The organism is Streptomyces sp. SID8352, from assembly GCF_009862265.1.
In the GTDB taxonomy this organism is placed as follows: Bacteria; Actinomycetota; Actinomycetes; order Streptomycetales; family Streptomycetaceae; genus Streptomyces.
In genome coordinates, this window is sequence record NZ_WWGX01000043.1 from 377,589 (window position 1) to 402,934 (window position 25,346).

General features: G+C 75.9%; 24 protein-coding genes and 1 pseudogene. 14 read left to right on the plus strand and 11 right to left on the minus strand.

Annotation, left to right across the window (positions count from 1 at the left end):
- The first annotated feature begins 5 nt into the window (after positions 1–5).
- Both GTY84_RS15980 and GTY84_RS15985 read left to right on the plus strand, forming a co-directional pair.
- Entirely contained in the window at positions 6–1,496 is a 1,491-nt protein-coding gene (locus tag GTY84_RS15980) for an FUSC family protein (protein ID WP_161226977.1), read from the plus strand.
- A 216-nt stretch (positions 1,497–1,712) separates the two neighbouring features.
- Positions 1,713–2,747, plus strand: coding sequence for a lactonase family protein (locus GTY84_RS15985; RefSeq protein ID WP_161226925.1), 1,035 nt, complete (start codon positions 1,713–1,715; stop codon positions 2,745–2,747).
- Positions 2,748–2,825: 78 nt separating this feature from the next.
- Here the strand turns inward: GTY84_RS15985 and GTY84_RS15990 are convergent, their stop codons facing one another.
- The 5 genes from GTY84_RS15990 to GTY84_RS16010 all read right to left on the minus strand — a co-directional run bounded on the left by GTY84_RS15990 (position 2,826) and on the right by GTY84_RS16010 (position 8,655).
- Entirely contained in the window at positions 2,826–3,746 is a 921-nt protein-coding gene (locus tag GTY84_RS15990; RefSeq protein ID WP_161226926.1) for a hypothetical protein, read from the minus strand.
- Positions 3,747–3,883: 137 nt separating this feature from the next.
- On the minus strand, positions 3,884–4,882 hold the full coding sequence (locus tag GTY84_RS15995; protein ID WP_161226927.1) for a BadF/BadG/BcrA/BcrD ATPase family protein: 999 nt from the start codon (positions 4,880–4,882) through the stop codon (positions 3,884–3,886).
- Positions 4,879–5,556 carry a uracil-DNA glycosylase gene (locus tag GTY84_RS16000; protein WP_161226928.1) on the minus strand — a complete coding sequence of 226 codons (678 nt, stop codon included), beginning with the start codon at positions 5,554–5,556 and terminating at the stop codon, positions 4,879–4,881. The genes GTY84_RS15995 and GTY84_RS16000 overlap by 4 nt, the downstream gene beginning before the upstream one ends.
- A 78-nt stretch (positions 5,557–5,634) precedes the next feature.
- Positions 5,635–6,720, minus strand: coding sequence for an exo-alpha-sialidase (locus GTY84_RS16005; protein ID WP_161226929.1), 1,086 nt, complete (start codon positions 6,718–6,720; stop codon positions 5,635–5,637).
- Positions 6,721–6,972: 252 nt separating this feature from the next.
- Positions 6,973–8,655, minus strand: a complete 1,683-nt coding sequence (locus GTY84_RS16010; RefSeq protein WP_161226930.1) for an acyl-CoA dehydrogenase family protein — start codon at positions 8,653–8,655, stop codon at positions 6,973–6,975.
- A 72-nt stretch (positions 8,656–8,727) separates the two neighbouring features.
- Between GTY84_RS16010 and GTY84_RS16015 the strand changes: the two genes are divergently transcribed.
- Both GTY84_RS16015 and GTY84_RS16020 read left to right on the plus strand, forming a co-directional pair.
- Positions 8,728–9,513 (plus strand): PaaX family transcriptional regulator C-terminal domain-containing protein, encoded by a 786-nt coding sequence (locus GTY84_RS16015; protein WP_345943451.1) that lies wholly within the window; start codon positions 8,728–8,730, stop codon positions 9,511–9,513.
- 172 nt (positions 9,514–9,685) lie between these two features.
- Positions 9,686–10,195 carry a DUF6214 family protein gene (locus tag GTY84_RS16020; protein ID WP_237532311.1) on the plus strand — a complete coding sequence of 170 codons (510 nt, stop codon included), beginning with the start codon at positions 9,686–9,688 and terminating at the stop codon, positions 10,193–10,195.
- Here the strand turns inward: GTY84_RS16020 and GTY84_RS16025 are convergent.
- The 4 genes from GTY84_RS16025 to GTY84_RS16040 form a co-directional block, all read right to left on the minus strand.
- Positions 10,183–10,902, minus strand: coding sequence for a TetR/AcrR family transcriptional regulator (locus tag GTY84_RS16025; RefSeq protein WP_161226931.1), 720 nt, complete (start codon positions 10,900–10,902; stop codon positions 10,183–10,185). The genes GTY84_RS16020 and GTY84_RS16025 overlap by 13 nt on opposite strands.
- 295 nt (positions 10,903–11,197) lie before the next feature.
- Positions 11,198–11,905, minus strand: a complete 708-nt coding sequence (locus GTY84_RS16030) for a phosphatase PAP2 family protein (RefSeq protein ID WP_161226932.1) — start codon at positions 11,903–11,905, stop codon at positions 11,198–11,200.
- Positions 11,906–12,168: 263 nt separating this feature from the next.
- Positions 12,169–13,104 (minus strand): M56 family metallopeptidase, encoded by a 936-nt coding sequence (locus tag GTY84_RS16035; RefSeq protein WP_161226933.1) that lies wholly within the window; start codon positions 13,102–13,104, stop codon positions 12,169–12,171.
- A gap of 251 nt (positions 13,105–13,355) precedes the next feature.
- Entirely contained in the window at positions 13,356–13,916 is a 561-nt protein-coding gene (locus tag GTY84_RS16040; RefSeq protein WP_161226934.1) for a DUF5134 domain-containing protein, read from the minus strand.
- A gap of 546 nt (positions 13,917–14,462) precedes the next feature.
- On the opposite strand from GTY84_RS16040, the gene GTY84_RS16045 reads away from it, so the two are divergent.
- From GTY84_RS16045 to GTY84_RS16055, 3 genes are all read left to right on the plus strand, one after another.
- A complete protein-coding gene (locus GTY84_RS16045) occupies positions 14,463–16,175 on the plus strand; it encodes an FUSC family protein (RefSeq protein WP_161226935.1) in 1,713 nt (570 codons plus the stop codon).
- The gene (locus GTY84_RS16050) at positions 16,172–16,723 is read left to right on the plus strand and encodes a MarR family transcriptional regulator (protein ID WP_161226936.1); all 552 of its coding nucleotides are present in this window, start codon (positions 16,172–16,174) and stop codon (positions 16,721–16,723) included. Before GTY84_RS16045 ends, GTY84_RS16050 begins: the two co-directional genes overlap by 4 nt.
- 194 nt (positions 16,724–16,917) lie before the next feature.
- Positions 16,918–17,457: an N-acetyltransferase gene (locus tag GTY84_RS16055; RefSeq protein ID WP_161226937.1), complete on the plus strand. Its 540-nt coding sequence runs from the start codon at positions 16,918–16,920 to the stop codon at positions 17,455–17,457.
- 201 nt (positions 17,458–17,658) lie between these two features.
- Here the strand turns inward: GTY84_RS16055 and GTY84_RS16060 are convergent, their stop codons facing one another.
- A complete protein-coding gene (locus tag GTY84_RS16060) occupies positions 17,659–18,342 on the minus strand; it encodes a glycerophosphodiester phosphodiesterase family protein (protein ID WP_161226938.1) in 684 nt (227 codons plus the stop codon).
- A 248-nt stretch (positions 18,343–18,590) separates the two neighbouring features.
- Here GTY84_RS16060 and GTY84_RS16065 point away from each other — a divergent pair, with 248 nt between their 5' ends.
- The 4 genes from GTY84_RS16065 to GTY84_RS16080 all read left to right on the plus strand — a co-directional run bounded on the left by GTY84_RS16065 (position 18,591) and on the right by GTY84_RS16080 (position 22,542).
- Positions 18,591–19,988, plus strand: a complete 1,398-nt coding sequence (locus tag GTY84_RS16065) for a DUF6421 family protein (RefSeq protein ID WP_161226939.1) — start codon at positions 18,591–18,593, stop codon at positions 19,986–19,988.
- Positions 19,989–20,059: 71 nt separating this feature from the next.
- Positions 20,060–20,806, plus strand: a complete 747-nt coding sequence (locus GTY84_RS16070; protein ID WP_161226940.1) for an SDR family NAD(P)-dependent oxidoreductase — start codon at positions 20,060–20,062, stop codon at positions 20,804–20,806.
- Positions 20,803–21,873 carry a low specificity L-threonine aldolase gene (locus GTY84_RS16075; protein WP_161226979.1) on the plus strand — a complete coding sequence of 357 codons (1,071 nt, stop codon included), beginning with the start codon at positions 20,803–20,805 and terminating at the stop codon, positions 21,871–21,873. Before GTY84_RS16070 ends, GTY84_RS16075 begins: the two co-directional genes overlap by 4 nt.
- A 96-nt stretch (positions 21,874–21,969) precedes the next feature.
- Positions 21,970–22,542, plus strand: a complete 573-nt coding sequence (locus GTY84_RS16080; RefSeq protein ID WP_161226941.1) for a transglutaminase domain-containing protein — start codon at positions 21,970–21,972, stop codon at positions 22,540–22,542.
- A gap of 43 nt (positions 22,543–22,585) precedes the next feature.
- Here GTY84_RS16080 and GTY84_RS16085 read toward each other — a convergent pair whose 3' ends face one another.
- Positions 22,586–23,314 carry a lysophospholipid acyltransferase family protein gene (locus tag GTY84_RS16085; protein ID WP_161226942.1) on the minus strand — a complete coding sequence of 243 codons (729 nt, stop codon included), beginning with the start codon at positions 23,312–23,314 and terminating at the stop codon, positions 22,586–22,588.
- 484 nt (positions 23,315–23,798) lie between these two features.
- Here GTY84_RS16085 and GTY84_RS16090 point away from each other — a divergent pair, with 484 nt between their 5' ends.
- From GTY84_RS16090 to GTY84_RS16100, 3 genes and pseudogenes are all read left to right on the plus strand, one after another.
- A complete protein-coding gene (locus GTY84_RS16090; RefSeq protein WP_161226943.1) occupies positions 23,799–24,134 on the plus strand; it encodes a thioredoxin family protein in 336 nt (111 codons plus the stop codon).
- 143 nt (positions 24,135–24,277) lie between these two features.
- Positions 24,278–24,790, plus strand: coding sequence for a flavin reductase family protein (locus tag GTY84_RS16095; protein ID WP_161226944.1), 513 nt, complete (start codon positions 24,278–24,280; stop codon positions 24,788–24,790).
- Positions 24,791–25,042: 252 nt separating this feature from the next.
- Positions 25,043–25,346 (plus strand): annotated as a pseudogene (locus GTY84_RS16100) (electron transfer flavoprotein subunit beta); the annotation flags it as partial.

A 25,346-nucleotide genomic window follows, 5' to 3' on the forward strand; every position in this document is an offset into this window, starting at 1 on the left:
ACGTGGTGCTGAAGAGGGTGTTCATGGCTCCGGACCCGGGGCGGGCGCGGCTGCGCTTCGCCGCGCGGGGCGTCCTCGGCATCGGCCTGGCCGTCGTGGTCTGCGGGTCGGCCGGGATCTCCCTGGTGGGCGTCGTCGTCGGCGGGCTCGCCGCGCTGCTCGCGCTGTTCACCGTCACCGACCCGGCCGTCCGCGGCCAGGCGGTGACCACGGCGCTGCTCCCCGCCGCCGGACTGCCGGTGCTCGCCCTGGCCGCCGTGCTCCACGACCACCCGGTCGTCCGCGACCTGGTCTTCCTCGCCGTGGTCGGCGCCGGGGTGTACGCCCGGCGCTGGGGGCCGCGCGGGCACAGCCTCGGCGTGTTCGCGTTCATGACCTTCTTCATCGCCCAGTTCCTGCACGCCACCGCGGACCTGCTGCCCGAGATGTCCGCCGCCCTGCTGCTGTCCGTGGCCGCCGCCGGCGCCACGCGCTTCGGCCTGTGGTGCTACGAGCGCCGCACGCCCCCGCCCGCCGCGCCCGCACCGCCCCCCGGCCGGGGTCTGGCCCGCGTCACCACCCGCCAGGCGGTCCAAACCACCGCCGGCGCCGCCTTCGCGCTGGTCGTGGGGCAACTCGTGTCGGGGGACCGCTGGTACTGGGCGGTCGGTGCCACCTGGTGGGTCTTCGTCAACACCACCTCGCGCGGCGAGACCCTGGTGCGCGGCTTCCGCCGGGTGCTCGGCACCGTCATCGGCATCGGCGCCGGGTTCCTCGTCGCCGTCCCGGTCGCCGGGTCCGGGGTGCCCACCGCCGTCCTCACCGCCGTCTGCGTCTTCGGCGTCTTCTACACGGCCGCCGTGTCCTACACCTGGATGATGCTCTGCGTGACGGTGCTCGCCGAGCTGCTCTACGGGCTGCTCGGCGTGCTCGGCCCCGGACTGCTCGCCCTGCGGCTCGTCGAGACGGGCGTGGGGGCGCTCGGCGCCGCCCTCGCCGTGCTGCTGGTCCTGCCGGTCACCACCCACGCCGTCACCCACGCCTGGATCGAGCACGCCCTGCGCGGTGTGCGGGCCTGCACGGCCGAGGCCGCCGCCCGGCTCGCCGGGGACGACTCCGCCGACCCGGGGGCGCGGGTCGCCGAGCTGGAGCAGGCGCTCGCCCGGGTGCGGCTGTCGGTCGCGCCGCTGGTGCACCCCCTGCACCCGGTGCGGAGCCGCAAGCGGCGCGCCCGCCGGGTGCTCGCCCTGCTCGACGACTGCGCCCGGGAGGTGCGCGGCCTGGCCGCCGTCGCCGCCGACCCGGAGGCCTCGCACGACGCCCGGCTGGCCGCCGCCTGCTGGCGGGTCGAGAGCGCGGTCGAGGCCCTGACCGGCGGCGGGACCGTCCCCGCCCGCGCGGAGCGCCCGCTCGCCGCCGGACCCGCCCACGCCCATCTGCACGGCCTGGAGGGCGCCCTCGCCGAACTCGCCGCCCCGCTGCGCGCCCGGTCCGGCTCGCCCCTGGTCGGTGCCTGAGGGAGGTCTCCCCCCGCCTCGGCGCTACCCAGGGCCTCTCGTTTGGATCACGCCGGGCTCGCGGGGTCTGGCACCGCTCCCCGATCCGGCCCGATCCAAACGAAGACCCAAGTCCCCCCTTTGGTCTAGACCGCAGGTGATCGACTGCTACGGTCGCCCGGAGCACGCATCGGACGACGGCACCCCGCCGGGGCGCGGGGCAGAGAGGGGCCAGTGGTGGCAGACGGCGGGAGACGACAGCGGCGGGCGTTCATCGGGTCGTTCACGGCGGCCGGCGGACCCGGGGTCGTGACGGCGGCCGTCGACCCGGACAGCGGCGCCCTCACCGCCCTCGGCGCGGACGGCACCCTGCCCGACCCCTCCTACCTGGCCCTCGCCCCCGGCGGGGAGATGCTCTACGCGGTCAGCGAGACCGCGCCGGGCACGGTGGCCGCGTACCGGGTGGCCGGGGACCGGACCGAACCGGCGGGCCGCCCGGTGCCCGTCGACGGCGACGGGCCCACCCACCTCGCCCTGCACGCGGGGCACGTCCTCACCGCCAACTACGGCTCGGGCAGCGTCAGCGCCGTACCGGTCCGCTCCGACGGCACCCTGGCGCGCGGCGCCTCCGGAGTCCTGCGGCACACCGGTTCCGGCCCGCACACCCAGCGCCAGCAGGCACCCCATGCCCATCAGGTCCGGTCCGACCCGAGCGGGCGCTGGGCGGTCAGCGTGGACCTCGGCACCGACTCGGTGCGGGTCTGCGCCCTGGCGGACGGCGCCCTCACCGTGCACCGGGAGATCGCCCTGCGCCCCGGCTCCGGCCCCCGCCACCTGGCCTTCCACCCGGACGGCGCGCACGCCTACGTGGTCAACGAACTGGCGCCGACCGTGACCGTCTGCCGCTGGGACGCCGCCGAGGGGGTGCTCCGGCCGCTCACCGAGGTGCGGCTGCTGGCCGGACCCGCCGCGGGCGACGCCTATCCGTCCGGCATCGTCGTCTCGCCCGACGGCCGCTTCGTGTGGACCGCCACGCGGGGCGAGGACGTGGTCTCGGTGCTGGCCGTCGAGGGGGACGCCCTGCGGCTGCTCGCCACCGTCTCCTGCGGCGGCCGCTGGCCGCGCGACATCGCGCTGTCGGAGGGCCTGCTGTACGTGGCGAACGAGCGCTCCGGGGACGTCACCTGGTTCACCACCGACCCCGGCACCGGCCTGCCGGCGCGCGCCGGATCGCTGCCGGTGGCCGCCGCCTCCTGCGTCGTCCTCGGCTGACCCGCCGTACGCCCCCCGGGGGGACGGCGAAGGGCCCGTCCCTCCGGAGCGGGCCCTTCGGCGGTGCGGGGGCGGGGGTCAGCGGACCGGGGAGCCCTGCGACGGCTGCGGGGCGATGCCCAGCGTCGTCGTGTACTTGGCCAGCGCCAGCTTGCCGATCGCCGGGTAGGGGCCGAGCGGGTCGGCCGTGGCACAGCCCGCCTCCCGGGCGGCCTCCGCCAGCAGGCTCCGCTCGATCTCCGGGCCGATCAGGTACGGGGCCAGCGCGAGCTGCCGGGAACCGGAGGAGCGCAGCCGCTCGGCCACGGTGGCGATCGAGCCCTCCTGGTCCAGGGCCGCCGCCATCACCGGCACGGCCAGCCGCGCGGCCAGCAGCATGCCGGTGATCCCGGCCGCCTGCACCGCCTCGTCGCCCCCCACGGAGGCCAGCACGATGCCGTCCGCGGCGGTGGCCACGGTGAACAACCTCGCCCGGTCGGCGCGGGCCAGACCGGCCTCGGAGAGCCGCACGTGCAGCGCCTCGGCCAGCAGCGGGTGCGGGCCCAGCACATCGGTCAGCTCGGCCGCGACCCTGCTGTCCATCACGGCCTGGCGGACCCGGCGCAGCAGCGCGCTGTCCGGACCGGCGAGCAGCGGCACGACGACGGCGACGGGACCCTCGGGCTCCTTGGCCTCCAGACCCGCGGCGAGCGCCTGCTCGTAGCGGGCGACGCGCTCCTCGGCGGCGTGCAGCAGGACGACCGGCAGCGACGGGTACTCCACGTCGTCGCCGTCGAGGTAGCCGATGCGGGCGTCGAGGCCCGGCAGCTCGGAGCGGGCGATGCTGATGACCTCTTCGGCGAGGCCGCGGGTGGCGCTACTGGGCATGCCCGGCACCGCGAGGACCAGCGCGGGCGCGCCCTCGGGGGCCACCAGCGGCTCGGGACGGCGGTGCCGTCCGGGCTGGCGGGGGCGCGGCATTCGTACAGGCAGGCCGGCGGGCCCAGTGGGGGAACTCATGGCGCCGCATGTTACTGGTTTCCGCGCCTTCCGCGTTCGGGGAGGGTGCGGGAGAGTACCATCCGTCCGGTTTTGTCTGGAGCAGGTTGTACGGATCGGACGGCATCGGCACGATTCCCCTCCGCGGTCGAGCGGTTTCAGTCCGTTTCCGTCCGTGTCACATGGAGCATCAGCCCGTCCTCGGGGAGGCCCGGGGAGTCCGTGGCCAGGCCGGTCGCGAGCCGCACCGCGCCGTGCAGCGGATCGCCCCCGGCGGCCGTCCGCCGTGCCCGGGGCAGGCGGCGCGACAGCTCCTTGTCGAGCGGGGCGGTGAGCGGGGCGCCCAGCTTCAGCAGCCCCCCGGTGACCGCGACCAGGGCCCCGTCCCCGGCGGGGCAGACGGCGGCGGCCGAGTCGGCCAGGTGGCCGGCCGCGGCCCGCAGGATGCCGGCGGCGACCGGGTCGCCGTCCGCGCAGGCGGCCACGTCGGGTGCGAAGGAGGCGAGCACGGCGGGGCGGTCGGTGCGCGGGTAGAGCGCGCCGGGCAGCCCCGTCACCGGCCCGAACCGCTCCCGGGCGCGGGCGAGCAGCGCGGCCGAACCGCCGTCCCGCCCGTCGTGGGCGCGGAGCGCGGCCTCCAGGCCGGCCCGCCCGATCCAGGCCCCGCCCCCGCAGTCGCCCAGCAGGTGTCCCCAGCCGTCCGCCCGCCGCCACCGGACCAGATCGGTGCCGGTGGCGATCAGTCCCGTACCGGCGGCGACCACCGCGCCCGGCCGGGGGCCGAGTGCCCCGGCGTAGGCGGTGACCGCGTCGGCGGCAAGCGCGACCACCCGGGCTCCCAGCTCCCGCGCCAGGGCGCCCGGCAGTTCGGCGCGCAGCGCGTCGCCGAGGGTGGCCATCCCGGCGGCGCCGACGGCCACCGTGGTGAGCCGTCCGGCACCGCTCCCGGCGGCCAGCGCGCGGGCCATGGGCACCACCTGCTCCAGGAAGTGCCCGGGGTCGATGCCCCGGGGGCCGGTGCGCACCGGTTCCCGGGAGGCGCGCCGCTCCAGCGGGCCGCGCCGCACGGTGCCGACGACGGCCCGCAGTCCGGAGCCGCCGGAGTCCACCGCGAGGAACCCGTCGTCCCCCGCCGCCTCCTCCGCCCTACCGGTCACGGCAGGCGCCAGTCCACCGACTGTGCGCCCTGCCGCAGCAGCAGGTCGTTGGCCCGGCTGAAGGGCCGGGAGCCGAAGAAGCCCCGGTCGGCCGACATGGGCGAGGGGTGCGCGGACTCGAGGGCGGGAAGCTCCCCGAGCAGCGGCCGCAGATTGCGCGCGTCCCGGCCCCAGAGGATGGAGACCAGGGGCTTTCCGCGCGCGGCCAGGGCGCGGATGGCCTGCTCGGTGACCTCCTCCCAGCCCTTGCCCCGGTGGGCGCCGGGCCGGCGCGGGGCGGTGGTCAGCGCCCTGTTGAGCAGCAGCACGCCCTGCCGGGTCCACGGGGTCAGGTCCCCGCCCGCGGGCTGGGGGAGCCCGAGGTCCGCGGTCAGCTCCCGGAAGATGTTGATCAGGCTGCCCGGCAGCGGCCGCACCTCGGGGGCGACGGAGAAGGAGAGCCCGACGGCGTGTCCCGGGGTGGGATAGGGGTCCTGGCCGACGATCAGGACCCGCACGTCGTCGAAGGGCTGCTGGAAGGCCCGCAGGACGTGGGGTCCGGCCGGGAGGTAGGTGCGCCCGGCGGCGATCTCGGCGCGCAGGAAGTCGCCCATCGCGGAGATCCGCCCGGCGACCGGTTCGAGGGCCTGCGCCCAGCCCGCTTCGACGATGTCATTCAAGGGTCGTGGTGCCACGGGCGTCACCCTACTGCCGCGCGGGGGCCCCGGTTCAACCGGCGGTGCGGCGGCAACCCCCGGCTCCGCCCGGTCCGTTCACCCGACGACCGCCGCGCGGACGCAGAGCACGTCGGGCAGGTGGGAGGCGAGGAGGCGCCAGGAGTCGCCGTCGTCGTCGGAGGCGAACAGCTCCCCGTTGCGGTTGCCGAAGTACACGCCCGCGCGCTCGGCGTCGTCGGTGCGCAGGGCGTCCCGCAGCACCGTCCCGTAGTGGTCCTCCCGGGGCAGGCCCGCCGTCAGCGGCTCCCAGCTCCGCCCGGCGTTCTCGGTGCGGTAGACCCGGCAGCGGTGCCCGGCGGGGACCCGGTCCACGTCGGCGTTGATCGGGAAGACGTAGGCGGTGCCGCCCCGGTGTGGATGGGCGGCCACGGCGAAGCCGAAGGTGGACGGCAGGCCCTCCCCGATGTCCGTCCAGTGGTCGCCCCCGTCGTCGCTGCGGTAGACCCCCCAGTGGTTCTGGAGGTACAGCCGGTCCGGGTCGGCCGCGTCCCGCGCGACCTTGTGCACGCACTGGCCGAACTCGGGGGCGGGATCGGGCAGGAACTCCGCGGAGACGCCGGAGTTGGACGGCCGCCAGCTCGCGCCACCGTCCTCGGTGCGGAAGACGCCCGCGGCGGAGACGGCGACCGTCACCGAGGCGGGGTCGCGCGGGTCGGTGAGGACGGTGTGCAGCCCCTCACCGCCGCCGCCCGGCACCCACTGGGAGCGGGTGGGGTGCTCCCACAGGGCGCGGACCAGCTCGAAGCTCTCCCCGCGGTCCTCCGAGCGGTACAGTGCGGCCGGTTCGGTCCCCGCGTACACCACGCCGGGCTCGGCCTCGGCCGGGTGGAGCTGCCACACCCGCTCCAGCGAGGCACCGGTGTCCGGGGGGAACCGCACGGCGGGCCGTCTCGGCTCCCGCCAGGTGCGGCCCAGGTCGTCGGAGTGGAACACCGACGGGCCCCAGTGCGTGCTGTCGCCCCCGGCGAGCAGCCGCGGGGTGTCCCCGCGCAGGTCGAGGGCGACCGAATAGACGGCCTGGGCGTTGAAGTGGGGACTTCCGTCGAACTCCCAGGTGCCACCGCGTCGGCGCCCGATGAACAGGCCCTTGCGGGTGCCGACGGCGAGCAGTGTCTCGGTCATGCCGATCACCTCCGGGCGTCCTTCTCGACGCCTTCGACTGGGTTGTGACGCCTTTGTCCCCGGCACCGGCCAGTCTGCCCCGGGGTGCGGGCGGTCACCTCCGGACAGGGCGTCGCCGCAGGTCACGAGGTCGGTGTCGACCCGCGCGGCGCCCGCGCCCGCGCCTTTGCCGCGTCCCACCCGCGCGTGGCTCCCGCGCCGTTCCCGCGTGGTCCTGCGTCGCGCCACTCCCGCGCCTCTCCCAGCCGCCCCTCAGCCCTCGTCCGGCAGCGCGCGCGCCAGGACGGCACCCAGGTCCGACCCGTCGGGCAGGGTGCCGAAGGCGTACCCCCGTTCGCCGCCGAGCCGGGACGCGCAGAAGGCGTCCGCGACGGCCGGCGGCGCGTGCCGGACCAGCAGGGAGCCCTGGAGGACCAGGGCCATCAGCTCGACCAGCCGCCGGGCCCCGGTCTCCGACGCCCCGGACAGGTCCGACTCCAGCCGGGCCACGGCGGCGTCCAGCCGGGCATCGGCGCCGCGCGCCCGGGCCAGCTCCGCGAACAGGGCGTGCCGGGTGGCGGGGGAGCGGTCCAGCGCCCGCAGCACGTCGAGGGCGTTGACGTTCCCCGAGCCCTCCCAGATCGACAGCAGCGGGGCCTCCCGGTAGTGCCGGGGCATGCCCGAGTCCTCCACGTAGCCGTTGCCGCCCAGGCACTCCAGGGCCTCCGCGGTGAACGCCGGGCCCCGCTTGGTCACCCAGTACTTGCCGACGGCGGTGGCGATCCGCCGGAACGCCGCCTCCCCGGCGTCCCCGCGCACCGCGCGGTCGGCCGCGCCCGCCAGCCGCAGGGTGAGCGCGGTCGCCGCCTCCGACTCCAGCGCCAGATCGGCCAGCACGTTGCGCATCAGCGGCTGGTCGGCCAGACGGGCGCCGAACGCGCTGCGGTGCCGTGTGTGGTGGCCCGCCTCCACCAGCGTCTTGCGCATCAGCGTCGCCGAGGACATCACGCAGTCCAGCCGGGTGCAGTTGACCATCTCGATGATGGTTCTGACGCCCTCCCCCTCGGGCCCGACCAGCCAGGCGACGGTCCCGTCGAACTCCGGCTCGGAGGAGGCGTTGGAACGGTTGCCGAGCTTGTCCTTGAGCCGCTGGATGCGGAACGGGTTGCGCCCGCCGTCGGGCAGCACCCTCGGCACCAGGAAGCAGGAGAGCCCGCCGGGCGCCTGGGCCAGCACCAGGAACAGGTCGCTCATCGGCGCCGAGGTGAACCACTTGTGCCCGCGCAGCGTGTACACCCCGGGCTCGGAGGTGGGGGCGGCCGCCGTGGTGTTGGCGCGGACGTCGGAGCCGCCCTGCTTCTCGGTCATCCCCATCCCGGCCAGCAGGCCCCGCTTCTCCGTCGGGACGCGCAGCCCGGGATCGTACTCCCGGGCGGTCAGCAGCGGTTCGTAGAGCTTCGCCAGGTCCGGCTGGCGGCGCAGCGCCGGGACGGCCGCGTACGTCATCGAGACGGGGCAGCCGTGGCCCGCCTCTGTGTGACCCCAGACCAGCCCCCCGGCGGTCCGCGCGACATGGGCGCCCGGCCGTCCGTCCGCCCAGGGGGCGCCCGCCAGGCCCTCGCCGACGGCCACCCGCATCAGACTGTGCCAGCTCGGGTGGTGGTCGACCTCGTCGACCCGGTTGCCGTACCGGTCGTGGGTGCGCAGCTCCGGCTCGTGGCGGTTGGCCAGCTCGCCCCACTCCTGCGCCTCGGCGCTGCCCGCCCGCCGTCCGAGCCGCCGCAGCGACTCCTCGGCCCAGCCCGCCCCCTCCCGCCGCACGCCCTCCAGCAGGGCCGCGTCGGCGGAGGCGTCGTAGGGGGCCAGGGGCGGGGGCTGGTTGGTGACGTCGTGCGTGGTGTGCCCTGCGGGGCGGCCGGCCGAACCCTCGTCGGAGTGCTGCGCGCGTGTCGTCATACCACGATGTTGCGGGATTCCCGCGACCGCAGCAATAGTGCAACAGGGTGGCGGCGCACGTACAGTACGTCCGTGTCCGCGCCGACGAACGACCCCGCGCCCCGGGCCGGGGCGGCGCCGCGCCCGCTCTCCGCGCGGTCGGTGGTGCTGAGCCTGCTGCTGGGCGCGGACGCCCCGGAGCTCCCGGCCCGGGAACTGGTCCGGCTCGCCGACCGGTTCGGCGTCGGCGGCTCCACCGCGCGGGCCGCGCTCAGCCGCATGGCCTCCGCCGGTGATCTGCGCCGCACGGAGGGCGGCTACCGCCTCGGCGCGCGGCTGCTGGACCGCCAGCGGCGCCAGGACGAGGCGGTGCGCCCGCGCACCCGCGCCTGGGACGGGGACTGGGAACTGGTCGTGGTCACCGCGAGCGGACGCGGCCCCGCCGAACGCGCCGACCTGCGCGCCCGGCTCACCGCGCTGCGGCTGGCCGAACTCCGCGAGGGAGTCTGGCTGCGCCCCGCCAACCTGCGCCGCCCGCTCCCGGCCGACCTGGCGCGTGTCGCCGAGCCCGGACGCTGCCGCCCCGACCGTCCCGCGGCGGACCTGGCGGCCCTGCTGTGGCCGCTGGACGCCTGGGCGGACACCGCGCGGGAACTGCTCGGGCACGTCGGCCGGGCGGGGACCCCGGCCGGGCGCCTCGCCGCCTTCGCGGCCGTCGTGCGCCATCTGCTGGCCGACCCCGTGCTGCCCGCGCCGCTCCTGCCGGACGACTGGCCCGGACCGGCGCTGCGCGAGGCGTACACGCGCTACCGGCGGGAGCAGCCCCGGCGGCCGGGCGCCGGGGACGCCCCCGCCTCAGCCGCGCCCGCCCCCGCCTGAGCCGCGCCCGAGGGCCGGGCGGGACGGGTGGCCGCCGCTCGTCCGGTGGGGTGCCGCGCGCGTGTTCCGTTCGTATGGAATGTGATCATGCGGTTACGTTGCGTGTGTGCTCGAAACATCCTTCGTTCATCGTTCCCTCGGGCTGTCCGACCGCTGCCCGGACGAGTGCGAGCTGTCCGTGCGGCACACCTGGACCGTGCGCGGGGGCGGTGCCGCCGTCTCCTGGTTCGACGTCCGCCTCGCGTTCGCCGACGGCGCCGTGGTCGAGACCCTCGCCGTGCTCTCGCCGCACGGCGTCCGCGTCGAGGACGTGCGCGCCGAACCGGCGCTGTCCCTGGACGACCTCGCGGTGCTCGGGCAGTGGCTGGAGGGCCCGCTCCTCGACGCCTGCGTGCCCGCCGCCGCGGGCTGCGCGGCGCCCCGCCGGGCGCGGCCGGAGTGGCCGCGCGGCCGGGAGGGGTGCCGGCTGGCGGCACGGGAGTACCGCGCTGCCCAGGAGGCGGGCGCCGATCCGGTGCTCGCCGTGATGGGCGCGACCGGGCACAGCCGCCGGGACTCCCTCCGGCTGATCGGCCGGGCGCGCGACGAGGGGTTTCTGGCCCCGCGCCGGGCCCGGCGCGCTTCCCCCGCCGCGCCGCGTGCCCCGCGGCCGGACCCGCGGGACGGGCCCTACACCGGCTGATCCGGCCCGCCCCGGGCGTCCTGCGCCGGGACGACCGGGGCCGGGCCCGAGGACTCGGCCCCCGTCGCGAAGAACCGCGAAACATCCGCGCCGCCCCCCGTGTCCGGGGCCTCGGAACCCGGCGGGACCCCCAGCTCCCACGCCAGCCGGTAGCGCTTGAACAACTCGGCGCGCAACTGCGGCACGGGCATCGGCACCCCCGGCACCAGCGCCGCGAAGACGGCGCCCATCAGCAGGGCCCGCAGCATGGGGTAGTCCCGGTCCACGTCCTGCGAGCCGTGCCGGACCACGGTGTCGCGGAGCAGCTCGGCCAGCCGCCGCTGCTCCGGGCAGATCACGAACCCCTCGGCCTGCAGCAGCCCCGCCATGTGGTGGCGCATCAGCACCGGCCGGTCCCGCGCCAGGCCCAGCAGGGCGTCGATGGCGCGCGCCATCCGCTCGGGCCCCTCGTCGGTGCGCGGCTCGCGCTCCAGGGCCTCCTCCAGGGTGCGGTGCATCAGCCGGTGCACGGCGGACTGCACCAACTGCCGCTTGCCCGGGAAGTAGTACGAGACCAGACCGCGTGCCGAGCCCGCCCGGTCCGCGATCGCGCCGAGCGTGGTCGCCTCGTACCCGTGCTCGTGCACCAGTTCCACGGCGGCCTGCAACAGGCGCTCCTTGGAGCGTCTTCGCAATTCTTCATTGACCGAGGCGCTGCGCGGGGACATCCTGTAACTCCTGCGTTGACTGGCTGCCAGCCAACTATACTCAGCGCAGCAGGGGCCGCCCCCTTTCCACATGCGGCCCGGCTGCCGCCTGTCTCGGGCGACACGGGGGATCGTCCGAGACGGGCGGCGTGTTCGACGGCCGCTCCGCACCGCGACCGACGGTGCGGAGCCCGCACCCCATGGCGGGCGGTCACGGGGCAGTGGGCCCGGTGGGTCGCCCGTCCCCACGGGACCGCGGAGCGCGCCCGTGGGAGGTCTCCGGAAGACCGGTCGGCGGGTCGGCCGGTCCCGTGTCTCAACGGGCCCTGGCGGGCCGCCGGTCCCAGGGCCGCCACCGCCGGTGGGCGAGCACGGCGAGGGCCGCCACCAGGGCGCCCAGCAGCCAGCCCCCGACGACATCGGTGGTCCAGTGCACGCCCAGCCACACCCGGGTGAAGCCGACGCCCGCCACGGAGAGCGCCGCGAGGACGACGGCGGTCCGCCGCACCCCCCGGGACGCCCCGTGGCGGTACAGCAGCCACACCAGCAGGAGACAGACGAACGCGGCGGTCATGGCGTGCCCCGACGGGAAGGCCGCGTAGCGCGCGGAGTCCACGGGAACGGCCCAGACGGGCCGGGGGCGGTCCACCGCCGCCTTGAGCCCCTGCTGTGCCGCGGCACCCAGCAGACAGGTCGCCGCCAGCCACCCGGCCGTCCACCGGTCCCGGCGCCGCGCCCACAGCCAGACCACCGCCACCGCGCTCAGCAGCCGCATCGTCCACGGGTCCCACACCCAGTCGGTCAGGACGCGCAGGAGATGCGTGACGCCGGGCTCGGCGAGCGCCCAGCGGTGCGTGGTGTCCGCGACGGTCCGGTCGAAGCGGACCAGCGGACCCCACTCGACGACGACCGCGAGGGTCAGCAGGGCGGAGCACAGCACGAGGACCCGGACGGCGCGGACCGCCCCCCGGGACTCCGGCGGCGTGGAGGGACGGGGCGGGGAGGCGGTGCACGGGGAGGGCATGCCGCGATCCTCCCCGACGGCCGGTCCACGGGGCCACTCCCTCGGCGACCGCCCCGCGCGCGAGGTGCGCCGGGGCGCGGGGGTGGTGGCGTAGGGGCGCGCGGCGCGGAGGCGTGGCGCGGGGTGCGGGCCGTCGCGGCGGGGTGGGCCGACGGGCGGGGACGGTCGGTTCGGCGGGCGGCCGGGCCGGGGAGCGCGCGGATGCGGGTGCGGCGGGGCGTCGGGCGGTGCGGGTGGGCGCTGTCTTCCGGCGCCCGTCGGGGTCAGCGCAGGGCGTGCAGGCCCGGGACGAAGGCCAGGAGCACCGGCACCACCGGGACCAGTGCCGCCGCGGCCGTCAGACGCAGCCGTCGCGCGGCGGGCAGCCGGTCCGGCGCGGTCAGCAGCCGGTCCACCCGCTGCGGGACCTGGGCGCGGTCGGTCGGGGCGGGGCGGAACACGCCCCGGTCCTCGTTGAGTTCGACCAGAGCCAGAGCGGTCGTCAGACGGCCGTGACGGCGGGAGGCGACGTCGTCGGCGGCCAACTCGACCAGCCGGTGCATCTCGTCGCGGAACGCGGCGAACACCGGAACCCGCGGGAAGCCGTCCGCCAGCGCCGACGCGCAGTGCAGCAGCCAGTCGTGCCGTGCCCGCGCGTGCCCCCGCTCATGGGCGAGGACCGCGTCCAACCGCCGGCCCCTCAGGCGGTGCAACGCGGCCGTGGTGACGACCAGTCGCGAGGGAGTGCCCGGAAGCCACCAGGCGTCCGGCCGCTCGCCCTCCAGGACCACGAGCCGGTCGGTGCCGGGGACCTCGCCGGGGAGCAGCGGCGCCCGCTCGCGCAGACCGGCCCGCCGCGCCCGGCGCCGGGCGCCGGCCCGCACGACCTCCCGGGCCAGCATCGCCGCGCTCCAGAGCCCGCCGCAGGCCAGCACCACGGCGGTCACGGCCGCCCAGGGGCCGGCGGTGCCCAGCGCGTACGCCTCCACCACCGAGCGAGGAGCCGTCGCGAAGACCCGGCCGCCCACCGCGTGCCAGGCCGCCGCCGCGCTGAGCGTCATCGACAGGACGCAGCACATGAGGACGGCCGCCACCACGCACTGCCACACCCACAGCGCGACCACCGGTTCCCGGTCCGGCCAGTCGGCCCGGGCGAGCAGTCGGGGAGCGGCGACGGCGGTCAGGGCACCGAGCAGCAGCAGAGCCGCGGGGAGCAACATGGGGGCAGCTTATGAGCGCGGGGCCCGGACCGTACGGCCCCGGTGGCCGAAGTGACGCAGACAACGGCCGCGCCGCGCGTCGGCGGGGACATGGGTACGCCCGCCGGACACGGGCGCGTTCGCGTGGGTGCCGGTGCCGGGTGCCGTTTCGTCGGCCGGGAGCGCGGCGAGGCACCCGTACCGGCGCGGTCGCGGTCGCGGCGGGGGCGGACGGGACCGCGTGCGTCCGGTGCCGGTGCCGGCGTCCCGCCTCACATGGCCGGGAGCATCACCAGCATCGCCATCCCCATCGCCAGCCTGCACGCCCGCGACAGCTCCGGGCGGTCGCCCCACCCGGGGGCCGGGCCGCCGCCGGGCACCGCCGGTGCGGGGACCAGCCGGACCCCGGCCAGCAGCACGTACCCGGTGAAGTAGAGCATCAGTATCCCGGTCAGCAGCGGCACGCCCGAGGTGCCGTGGCCGTGGGCGTGACCGCCCGCGCTCGCGGGGGCGCCGGCCATCGCCAGCGCCATCCGGACCATCGCCGCCGCCTCGACGACGTGGTGCAGGTGGTGCGGGTCGGACCGGGCCGCCCACAGGGCGCGCAGCCCCGCCGCGCCGAACACCACGGCGTACGCCGTCCACGTCCCGGAGGGCGGGACGAACACCGCCGCCGGGACCGCCATGGCGGCCATCCCGAACCCCGTCAGCGCCTCGCCCCCCGCCGCCCGGCGCTGCTCCTCGACCCGGCTGCGCATGCGCAGCAGGCAGTAGGCGCCGGTCGTCGCGCAGAGCACGACGAGCAGCCAGCCGAAGGCCGTCGGTCCCCCCACGCCCACCTCCCCACCGGGCCCGGCGGCCCCGGGCCCCGGTCAAGGGCTGCCCGTGCCGCGCGGCGCCCACGCGGGCGCAAGGGAGCGCGAAGGGGTCACTGCCGGGAGCGCGCGGTGCCCGCCGGGACCGGCCGGCGCCGCCCGGGGCCGTCCGCCGTACCCGCTCCGAGCAGGGCGGACGGGCGCGGCGGGGGAGGGGCGGCCGCCCGGGGAGGGCGAGCTGATCCGTGGGGCGTTCGCCCGACCCGGCCGGCCGGGCGCGGTGCCGTGGCGTCGCCCCCGGCCACGCCGTACGCCGGTCGGCCCCAGGGCGCCCCCGCGCCCGGAGCCGCGGGCATCCGTACCGACTCCCCGCGCCTCCGGATCCGGAGGCGCCGGGGTGACAGGTGCCGGGGCGGACCGGCGGGGCAGGGTGCCCCGCCCGACCGCCCGACCGCCCGACCGCCCGACCGCCCGACCGCCCGACCGGCCCCGGAGCGTCGGCAGGAGGTGGAGCCGGAGTGGCGAAAATGCTTCACAGATAAAACACCTGTTAAGCTACTCTCCATGCGCAGCACGTTCCCCACCACCGGCACCCCGCTCGGCCGCCGTCTCTCCCTGGCCGGTGTGCTGCGCCCGCACCGTCCCTCGGAGATCTGGTTCAAGCCCGCCCTGAGCGCCGTCGTGGCCGCCGCCCCGCCCAATCTGCTGCTGCTCGCCCTCGGCCGCCTCGACCTGGCCATGTACACCATGGCGGGCTCCCTCTGCGCCCTCTACGCGCACCACCGCCCCTACGCCGCCCGGGCCCGCGCCCTCGCCCGGGTGGTGCTCGGCATGCTCGCCGGGCTCGCCGTCGCCCTGGTCACCGCCGCCCTCACACGCGACGCCGTCGTCCTGGTCGCCGTCGGCGCCCTGCTGGCCGCGGCGCAGAGGGCGGTGTGCGACGCCACCCGCGTCGGACCGCCCGGGCACGTCATCCCCACCTTCGTCAGCTCCGCCGCCCTCTTCCTGCCGCAGACCCCGGCCGGGATACCCGGCCACCTCGCGCTCACGGCCGGTGCCGGGGCCTGGGCCTGGCTCGTCTGCATGGCCCCCGGGCTTATCCGCCCGCACGGCCCCGAGCGCCGCGCCACCGCCCAGGCCCTGAACGCGGCCGCCGCGTACGCCGCCACCGGCGGCACCGGCGACGGCCACGCCGAGGCCCGCGCCGCCGGGTACACCGCGGTACAGGCCGCCTGGCACAGCCTGCCGGCAGGGTCCGGTTCCGGTGCGCGGGCCACCACCCGGCGGTCCCTGGCACGGCTCCTGGCACGGGCCGAGGTCGCCCTCGCCGCCCCCGCCGACACCGACCCCGGGGCGCTGCGTGCCGCCGCCCGTGCCCTGCGCGGCGGCGGACGCCTCCTCCCGGCCGGGGTCCGGGACACCGTCGAGGGCGGACCGCCCGGCGCCTGGGCCGACGAAGGGGCCGGGGCCGACGAAGGGGCCGCGTCCATCGCCCCGCCCGCGCCGCCGCGCCCCCGGCTCGGGCCGCTCGTGCCCCTCGCCGCGCGCACCGCCCTCGGCTGCGCCCTGGCCGGCTACGGCTCCCTCGCGCTGGGCATCGGCCGCCCCTACTGGGCGCTGGTCACCGCCGCCGCGCTCTACCAGGCCAACCTGACGCTGACCTGGAGCCGGACCGTGCAGCGTGTCGTCGGCAACCTCGCGGGGGTGCTGCTGTTCGCCGCCATCGCCCCGCTGGTCCACCTCGGGCAGCTGCCGCTCGTGCTGTTCTGCCTGGCCCTTGCCTTCGGCGCCGAGGCCCTGATGAGCCGCAACTACTGGCTCGGCACCGTGTGCGTCACCCCGATGGCCCTGCTCATCACCGAGTTCGCCGGCCGCCAGGAGTCCGGCGCGCTGATCGCCGAGCGGATCGTCGACACCCTCGTCGGCGCCCTGCTCGGCCTTCTCGCCGCCGTGGTCGTGACCGACCGGCGCTCCGGCGACCGCGTCGAGCGGGCGCTCGCCACCGCCGACCGGGCCCGCGAGCACGCCGCGCGCCTGCTGGCGGAGCCCGCCGCGGCCCCCGCCGCCCTGGACACCGCCCGCCGCGCGCTCGCCACCGCGCTGACCGACCTGCGGGCCGCGGCCGACGCCTCCGCGGGCGAATGGCGGCAGCGGGCGGTCCCCGAGGAGAGGGTCGTGCTCGCTGAGCGGTCGGGACACCGTACGCTCGCCGCAACGGTGCGACGCCGGGCGGCGCGTCCGGACCGGGGCACGAGAACGGAGGACGTACGGTCATGACCGCAACCGACGGGGGCTCGGAGACCGACACCAGGGGCGGCGCCAGGGGGGACACGGTCGCCGCGGTGGTACGGCAGTGGCGGACCGTGCATCCGGAACTCGACACCGGGCCGATGGAGATCATCGGCCGCATCAACCGCTGCGCGGCCCTCCTCCAGCAGGCCGAGGACGCCCCGCTGCGCCGGGCCGGGCTCAGCCGTGCCGAGTTCGACCTGCTGGGCGCGCTGCGGCGCACCGGGCACGAGCTGACCCCGGGCGAGCTGGCCCGCGAGACCTTCTCCTCCGGTGCGGCCGTCACCAAGCGGCTCAAGCAGCTCAGCGAACGCGGTCTCGTCGAGCGGCGCGGCGACACCCGGGACCGGCGTGTGGCCCATCTGAGGCTCACCGACGCCGGGCGCGACCTCGTCGACGGGGTCCTGCCCGACCAGCTCGCCTACGAGTCCGCCGTGCTGTCCGGCGTCGAGCCGCTCCGGCGGAACGAGCTCTCCGACCTGCTCGGCGAACTCCTGGGCCAGTTGGAGGGCCGCCTGGACGCGCTGCGGATCTGAGGCCGCCGGACGCGCTCCGCGCGGCACGGACCGCGCGCGGCACGTGCCGGCCCGGCCCCGCGGCCCGGACGTGCGGCGGGCGCGGCCGGAGGGGCGACGGGCCACCGGGTTCGTCCGACGGGGCTCCCGGCGGCGCGGGCGGCGTTATCCTCTGCGGTGCCCCGCGCCGAGACCGAGATCCGGAGAAGCCCCGCATGGACACCGCCGCCGCACCGCTCACCTTCCGCGACGCCAACGAGGCCGACGTGGACGCCCTCGTCGCCCTGATCGAGTCGGCGTACCGGGGTGAGTCCAGCCGGGCCGGGTGGACCACCGAGGCGGACCTCCTGGAGGGGCAGCGGACCGACCCCGAGGGCGTCCGGGAGGTCATCGGGGCGCCCGGCAGCCGGCTGCTCGCGGTGGAGCGGGACGGCGCGGTCGTGGCCTGCTGCCAGCTCGAACGCCGGGGCGGCAACGCCTACTTCGGGATGTTCGCGGTCAGCCCGGGGCTCCAGGGCGCGGGCCTCGGCCGGGCGGTCATGGCGGAGGCGGAGCGGCTGGTCCGCGAGGAGTGGGGCGCGGCGGAGATGCACATGACGGTGATATCGCTGCGCGAGGACCTCATCGCCTGGTACGAGCGCCGTGGCTACCGCCGTACGGGACGGATGAGCCCGTTCCCGTACGGCGACGAGCGCTTCGGCATACCCCAGCGCGACGATCTCCGGTTCGAACTGCTGACCAAGCCGCTGGTCTGACGCGCCGACAGCGGGGCCACGCCCCACTCCGGCCGCGCCCGGCCCGACGGCGCCCGGCCCGGCCACGAGCCGTCCGGCCGTGTGACCGCACCCGGCGGCCGTGCCGTCCCCGCCGCCGGGCTCGCCGGGGCGGGACGCGACGCCGCCGGGCCGGGTGCCGCCGCTCCGGGACGGCCGTACGGACGGGAGCGGCGCGCGGGCTCAGGCCGTGAAGCGCCCGGTGCGCTTGATGCCGGGGTGGTCGGTCGTGGCGCCGTCCAGCCCGAACGCGCGCACCAGCCGCAGGTGGTCCTGGGTGTTGACCACCCAGGCGCAGACCCGCAGGCCCGCCCTCCGGGCCCGCTCCACGGTCTCCAGCGTGATCCTGTTGATGTCCAGGCAGAGCGTCCCCGCGCCCGCCTCCACCGCCCGGTCGACCACCTCGGGGCCGTAGTACTGGGCGACCAGCGCCGTGCGCACCCCCGGCACCAGCCGGGCGGTCTCCGCGATGGCCTCGGCGTGGAAGGAGATGACCTCCACCCGGTCCACCAGGGCACGCCGGAGCAGCACACCGGCCAGCGTCCGGGCCGCCGCCGTGTCCTTGATCTCGGCCTGCACCGGCAGCGACACCGCCTCCAGCACCTCCTCGAACACCGGCACCCGTTCCCCGAGCCCCGCGTCCAGGGCGCGCAGCTCGGCCAGGGTCAGATCGGCGACGGCACCGCTCCCGTCGGTGGTGCGGTCCACCTCGGCGTCGTGCATCACGACGAGCGCGCCGTCCTTGCTCAGATGCAGGTCGAGTTCGACCGCGTCGAGACCGGCCCGCTCGGCGGCGGTGAAGGACCGCAGGGTGTTCTCGGGCTCGACACCCATCACTCCGCGGTGACCGATGGTGAGGAGGTTCACGGCTGACTCGTTTCCGTCGACGGCGGCGGTGGCGGGCACGGTCCCGGCCCTGGCCGGATCACGACGCGGTGCCCTCGCTGGAACCGTTTCCCCCGGGCCGCTCCGGGTATACGGACACCGCGCCCGACAGGAAAAAATGCGGCGAGAGCCCGGGTGAGGCAGGATAATTTACGGGGTATCCCCTTGATTGGAGAAACCTTGTATGCGTACGGTGGGTTCACGCAAGCTTCTCCCGTGGAGGATGGGACATGACGGAAATTCTTGTGCGGATGGGCGGGGAGGGGAAAATTCCTCCGGTGAGCAGGGTGGTTGATCACCCGGCGTGGCCCGTGCTCAAGGATGCCGTGGAGCGGATCCGGCCATGGCAGTCCCCGGACGGCTCCATCGACTTCGACGCCGCGGACGCGCCGCGCCGCCGCGACGCGGAGGAGGCCGTCCGGAGCGTCGTGGAGTGCGTGGGCGTCCTGTCCCCGCTGCTGCCGCACGACGCCGCCTACCACGAGGCCCTCGCGGGCGATCTGACCCGCTGGGCCGACGGCGGCTTCGACGTCCCCGACTTCCTCGACTCCCTGCTGGCCTTCCAGCCCGCCGCCCACCGTGCCGACGGGCTCCAGCATCTCGTCGTCTTCCCGATGTACACGCAGAACGGCAACCCCGACCGCAACCTCGAGGCGGTCGTGCTGCGCATGGTCTGGCCGGACTGGCTGGCCGAGCTGGAGCGCACCCGCTACGACAACCCGCTGTTCTGCGGCATCACCTTCGAGGACTTCACGGCCGGCTACGACACCAACTCCGCCGTCCTGTTCCCCGAGACCATCGCCGTGCGCGAGGCCCCCGAGCGGTTCTCCTGGGGCGGCATCTTCTGCGACCGCGAGGCGGCCCGCTTCCGCCGGGTCACCGAGGCCGCCGTCGACGTGCTCGGCCTGGAGCTGCCCGAGGACGTCGCCGCCCTGGTCCACGACCAGAAGCGCTGCGAGGAGGCGTTCGTCCTCTGGGACATGGTCCACGACCGCACCCACAGCCACGGCGACCTGCCCTTCGACCCGTTCATGATCAAGCAGCGCCAGCCGTTCTGGATGTACGGCCTGGAGGAGCTGCGCTGCGACCTCACCGCCTTCCGCGAGGCCGTGAAGCTCGCGGCGGAGGGCGTTCCGCAGGCCCGCGACGTGCAGTACGCGGTGCTCTTCGACCGCATGTTCCGCTTCCCGGTCACCGGGGAGCGCGTGCGCAACTACGACGGCCTCGGCGGCCAGCTCCTCTTCGCCTATCTGCACCGGCACGACGCCGTCCGCTGGACCGACAACAGGCTGTTCATCGACTGGCAGCGCGCCCCGCAGGTCACCAACGAGCTGTGCGCCGAGATCGAGACGCTCTACCGGGACGGCATCGACCGCCCCAAACTCGTCCACTGGTTCGCCGGGTACGAGCTGGTCGCCCGCTACCTCGCCCCGCACCCCGGCTCCACGTGGGCCAAGGGCCCGGAGGCCCTGGACCTCTCGCTGCCGCCCCGGAAACTCGTCGATGACGTGCTTCCCGACGAGTTTCCGCTCAGCATGTTCTACGAGGCCCTGTCCAAGAAGCTCAGGAAGGTGATCGCCGCCACGAGGGGCATCACCGCGGACGGGGCCGGACGAGCCGCCGCGTGAGCGACGGCACCGGCACAAAGGAACCGGCCGGGCGGGCCCGGCCGGACACGAGGGTTCGGGAGGCGAGGACCATGGGGAACGGGGCGCTCGACGGCGCGGTGATCGCGGTGGCGGGAGCGGGTGGGCCCGCGGGCCGGGCCGCCCTGCTGAGGCTGGCCGAGGCGGGTGCGACCGTCGTCGGCGCGGACAACGACCCGGAGCGGCTGGCCGAGGCCGTCGACGCGGCGCGCTACGCGCACGGCGGTGCCACGGTCACCGGTGAGAAGGTCGACCTGCTCGAACTCGGCCCCACCCGCGCGTGGGCCGACCGCATCGAGAAGGACTACGGCCGGATCGACGGGCTGGTCCATCTCGTCGGCGGCTGGCGCGGCAGCCAGACCTTCACCAAGACCAACCTCGACGACTGGGACCTGCTGGAGCACCTGCTCATCCGCACCGTGCAGCACACCTCCCTCGCCTTCCACGAGCCACTCCAGCGCAGCGACCGCGGGCGCTACGTCCTGATCAGCGCCGCCGGGGCGAGCAGTCCCACGGCCGGCAACGCCGCCTACGGGGCCGCCAAGGCCGCGGCCGAGGCGTGGACGCTGGCCATGGCCGACTACTTCCGCAAGGCGGGGGGCGAGGACGGGCCCACCTCGGCGGCTGCGATCCTGGTGGTCAAGGCGTTGGTGCACGACGCGATGCGCGCCGAACGCCCCCACGCGAAGTTCGCGGGCTTCACGGATGTCGGGGAGCTGGCCCAGGCGGTCGCCGGGATCTGGGACAGGCCCGCCCCGGAAGTGAACGGAAACCGTCTGTGGCTGACCGAGAAGCCGTGAACCCGCCGAAGACCGACGCACGACGCCACCACGACCCGGCGGTGCGCGGCTTCGCGAGCGACAACTACGCGGGGGCCCATCCCGAGGTGCTCGCCGCCCTGGCCCTGGCCAACGGCGGGCACCAGGTGGCGTACGGGGAGGACGCGTACACGGAGAACCTCCAGCGGGTGATACGCGGCCACTTCGGACCCACCGCCGAGGCCTACCCGGTGTTCAACGGCACCGGGGCCAACGTCGTCGCGCTCCAGGCGGTCACCGACCGCTGGGGCGCCGTGATCTGCGCCGAGAGCGCGCACATCCACGTCGACGAGTGCGGCGCCCCGGAGCGCGTCGGCGGGCTGAAGCTGCTCACGGTCCCCACCCCCGACGGCAAGCTCACCCCCGAGCTGATCGACCGCCAGGCGTACGGCTGGGACGACGAGCACCGTGCCATGCCCCAGGTCGTCTCGATCACCCAGAGCACCGAACTCGGCACCCTCTACACCCCCGCCGAGATCCGCGCCGTCTGCGACCACGCCCACGCCCACGGCATGACGGTGCACCTGGACGGCTCCCGCCTCGGCAACGCCGCCGCCTCCCTGGACGTACCCATGCGCACCCTCACCAACGCGGCCGGGGTCGACCTGCTCTCCCTGGGCGGCACCAAGAACGGCGCCCTGTTCGGGGAGGCGGTCGTCGTCCTGAACCCGGACGCGGTGCGCCAGGTGAAGCACCTGCGCAAGCTGTCCATGCAACTGGCGTCCAAGATGCGCTTCGTGTCGGTGCAGTTGGAGGCGCTGCTCGCCAAGGACCTCTGGCTGCGCAACGCCCGGCACGCCAACGAGATGGCCCAGCGCCTCGCCGAGGGCGTGCGCGCCGTGCACGGGGTGGAGATCCTGCATCCGGTGCAGGCCAACGCCGTCTTCGCCCGGCTCCCGTACGCGGTGGGCGAGCGCCTGCGGCAGCGGTTCCGCTTCTACTTCTGGGACGAGGCCGCGGGCGACGTGCGCTGGATGTGCGCCTACGACACCACCGAGGACGACGTGGACGCGTTCGTCGCGGCGCTCAAGGAGGAGATGGCCCGCTGAACCGGGCGTCCGGCGGAGCGGGCAGAGGTGCATAGATATGCGGTGACATGAAAAGTTATTGACTGTAGGGTCGCCGCGTTCCTATGCTCTGCGCGCATGCGACTGATCCAGCAGAATCCCGACCTGTCCGCCTACTTGGCCGCCGACGAGGCCATCGACCATCATCATCCCCGAGTCAGGGAGGTGGCCCGGAGCCTCGCGAGGCGGGCGCAGGACTCGTATGCCTATGCGGAGCTGGCCTTCGACCATGTGCGCGACACGATCCCGCACTCCCTGGACTCCGGCGACACGCGCGTCACCTGGCGGGCCTCCGACGTCCTGGAGCGGCGCACGGGGATCTGCTACGCCAAGGCCCACGCCCTGGCCGCGCTGCTGCGCGCCGAGGACATCCCCACCGCCCTGTGCTACCAGCGGCTCGGCGTGGTGCACGGGCTGGTCGCCGTGCGGTTCAACGGCGCCTGGCACCGGCAGGACCCGAGGGGCAACCGGCCGGGCGTGGACGCCCGGTTCTCGCTGGGGCGGGAACGGCTGGCCTTCGTGCCCGATCCCGCGGCGGGCGAGGCGGACGACCCGGTGCTGTACGCGGCGCCCCACCCGGCCGTCCTGCGGGCGCTGCGGGCCGCCGCCGGCCGGACCCGGCCGTGGGAGGACCTTCCCACGGCCCTGTGACCCGGCGGGCCCGTGACCCGGCGGACCCCGGGCGGCGTACGGCTCAGCGGGCCTCGGCCGTGCGCACCTGCTCGGGCGTCGGGGCGGTGCCCCCGAGGTGGGCCGGCATCCACCAGGTGTCCTCCGGTCCCCTGGGGCGCGTCGGATAGGCGCGCTGGGCGGCCTCCAGGAGCTCCTGGACGCGCTCGCGCAGCCGCCGGGTCAGGGCGCCCGCGTACTGCTCCCGGGAGGCCTCCATGGCCTCGCCGACCCGGACGGTGACGGGGATGTGGCTGCGCCTGAAGTTGCGCGGGTGCCCCTTCGTCCACAGCCGCTGCGTGCCCCAGACCGCCATGGGCACCAGCGGCACCCCGGCCTCCTGGGCCAGCCGCACGGCACCCGACTTGAAACTCTTGAGCGTGAACGACTCGGAGATCGTCGCCTCCGGGAACACCCCGATGACCTCGCCGGAGCGCAGCGAGGCCAGGGCGTGCGCGTAGGCCTTCTCGCCCTGCCCGCGGTCCACCGGGATGTGCTTCATGCCGCGCATCAGCGGTCCGGAGATCCGGTGCCGGAAGACCGACTCCTTCGCCATGAAGCGCACCAGGCGCTTCTGCGGCAGCGCCGCCAGGCCGTTGAAGACGAAGTCCAGGTAACTGATGTGATTGCTGACCAGCACGGCGCCGCCCGAGCGCGGGATGTTCTCCGAACCGCGGCAGTCGATCCTGAGGTCCCACACCTTGAACATGGTGCGGGTGAGACCGATGACCGGGCGGTAGACGAGATCTGCCATGGGCGGGACGGACCCTTCCTTCTCGGCCTGGGAAGGGCTCCCAGTCGAAAGTTACGCAGCCGTAGGTTTGCGGCCTGCCGCCGATCGTGCCCCATGAACGGTCGGGGAACCAGCCCGTGCGCCCCCGTGCCGCGAGATCCTCGTCACGTCACCGGCCCCATCCTGGCCGAAACCCGACGCCCTCCCGGGAATCCCGGGAATCCCGGGTCCCCGCCGGGCGCTGCAACCGATGACGGGTGAACCGGGGGCGCGGACGCCGTGCCCCCGCGACGGGCCGCGGAGCGGCGGAAACGGGAGGACACCGGTGATCGGGCGACACGAGGGCGACGGCGCCGGAAACGGATCGGGTGACTCCGGACCGGCCGGTTCCGTACCGCCCGCCCCGGGCCCTTCCGGCCCCCGCGCACCGGGCACCCCGGTGCCCGCGCCGGAGGCCCCGGCGCCCGCCGGCCGCGCGTCCGGTGCGCCCGCTTCCGGCATCCCGGTGCCGTCCGGCCCCGGACCGGGGCGGGCCCCGCGGCTCGACGCGGCGGCCCTCGGCGCCGAACTGGGCGCCCGCGCCACCCTCCTCCAGTTCTCCACCGCCTTCTGCGCCCCCTGCCGGGCCACCCGTCGGGTGCTCGGCGAGGTCGCCGCACTGGTCCCCGGTGTCGCCCACGTCGAGATCGACGCCGAGGCGCGCCTGGAACTCGTCCGAGCCCTCGGCGTGCTGCGCACCCCGACGGTGCTCGTCCTCGACGCCGACGGGAGGATCGCCCGCCGCGCGGCCGGCCTGCCCCGCAAGGCGGACGTGATCGCCGCCCTGGGGGCGGTGGTGTGATCACCGCCACGCCCGCCGTGAGTCACACTCCACTGCTTCCTGATCCCGGGACGTACTTGACTGTGTCCGCCACTGATCGCCAGCCCGCCCAGCCGCCGCTCCCGGCACCCCGGGGGCGGGCCTCCCGCGGAAGGACACCCCGCATGACGGCCGCGCCCGACCTCGCCGCGCCCCGCCCGGCCACCGCCGACCTCTTCCGGTCGGTGTTCCGACGGCACGCGGCCGGGGTCGCCGTGATCACCGCGCGCGACGGCTCCGGCCGTCCGGCCGGCTTCACCGCCACCTCCCTGGCCTCGGTCTCCGCCGAGCCCCCGATGCTCTCCTTCGGGATCGCCACCACCTCCTCCACCTGGCCCGCGGTCGCCGCCGCCGGGCACGTCGGGGTGCACGTCCTCGCCGAACACCAGCGGGACCTGGCGGCCACCTTCGCGCGCAGCGGCGCCGACCGCTTCGGGCCCCCGACCGCCTGGCGCGAGGGCCCGGAGGGTGTCCCGCTGCTGGACGGGGTGCTCGCCTGGCTGGTGTGCAGGGTCGTGGGCCGGGTGCCCGCGGGGGACCACCGCATCGTGCTGGCCGAGGTGCTCGCGGGCGATCCGGGGGAGGGTGGCGGCCCCCTTCTGTACCACGCGGGGCGCTACCACGGCCTGCGCGAGTGAGCGACCCCGAGCCGTGCGCGCCGCCGCCCTCCCGCGGGCACCCGCGCGGTGCTGCGAGGGTGTCGGGTTCCGGTTACGCTGCGTTGCGAAGGTCACAGTTCAAAGCGCTTGCTCAGTGGGCAGGAACTGAGTGTACTGACGAGTAATATCCGAGTGGGGTGCGGTCGCCCCGACCGGAACCGGCCGCTGGTGGCGCCTATGCTGCCAACAGGCAGGCAGCACTGAAATTGACGATGCAGTAGGAGAGCCGGCGTGAGCTTGAGGATCGTTGTCACCGTGAAGTACGTGCCCGACGCGACTGGCGAGCGGGGCTTCGCCGATGACCTGACCGTCGACCGCGACGATGTGGACGGTCTGCTCTCGGAGCTGGACGAGTATGCGGTCGAGCAGGCCCTCCAGATCGCGGAAGCCCGTCGGGAGGCGGGTGACGATGTGGAGATCACCGTCCTCACGATGGGCCCGGAGGACGCGAGGGACGCCCTGCGCAAGGCGCTGTCGATGGGCGCGGACAAGGCGGTCCATGTCGAGGACGACGACCTGCACGGCACCGACGCCC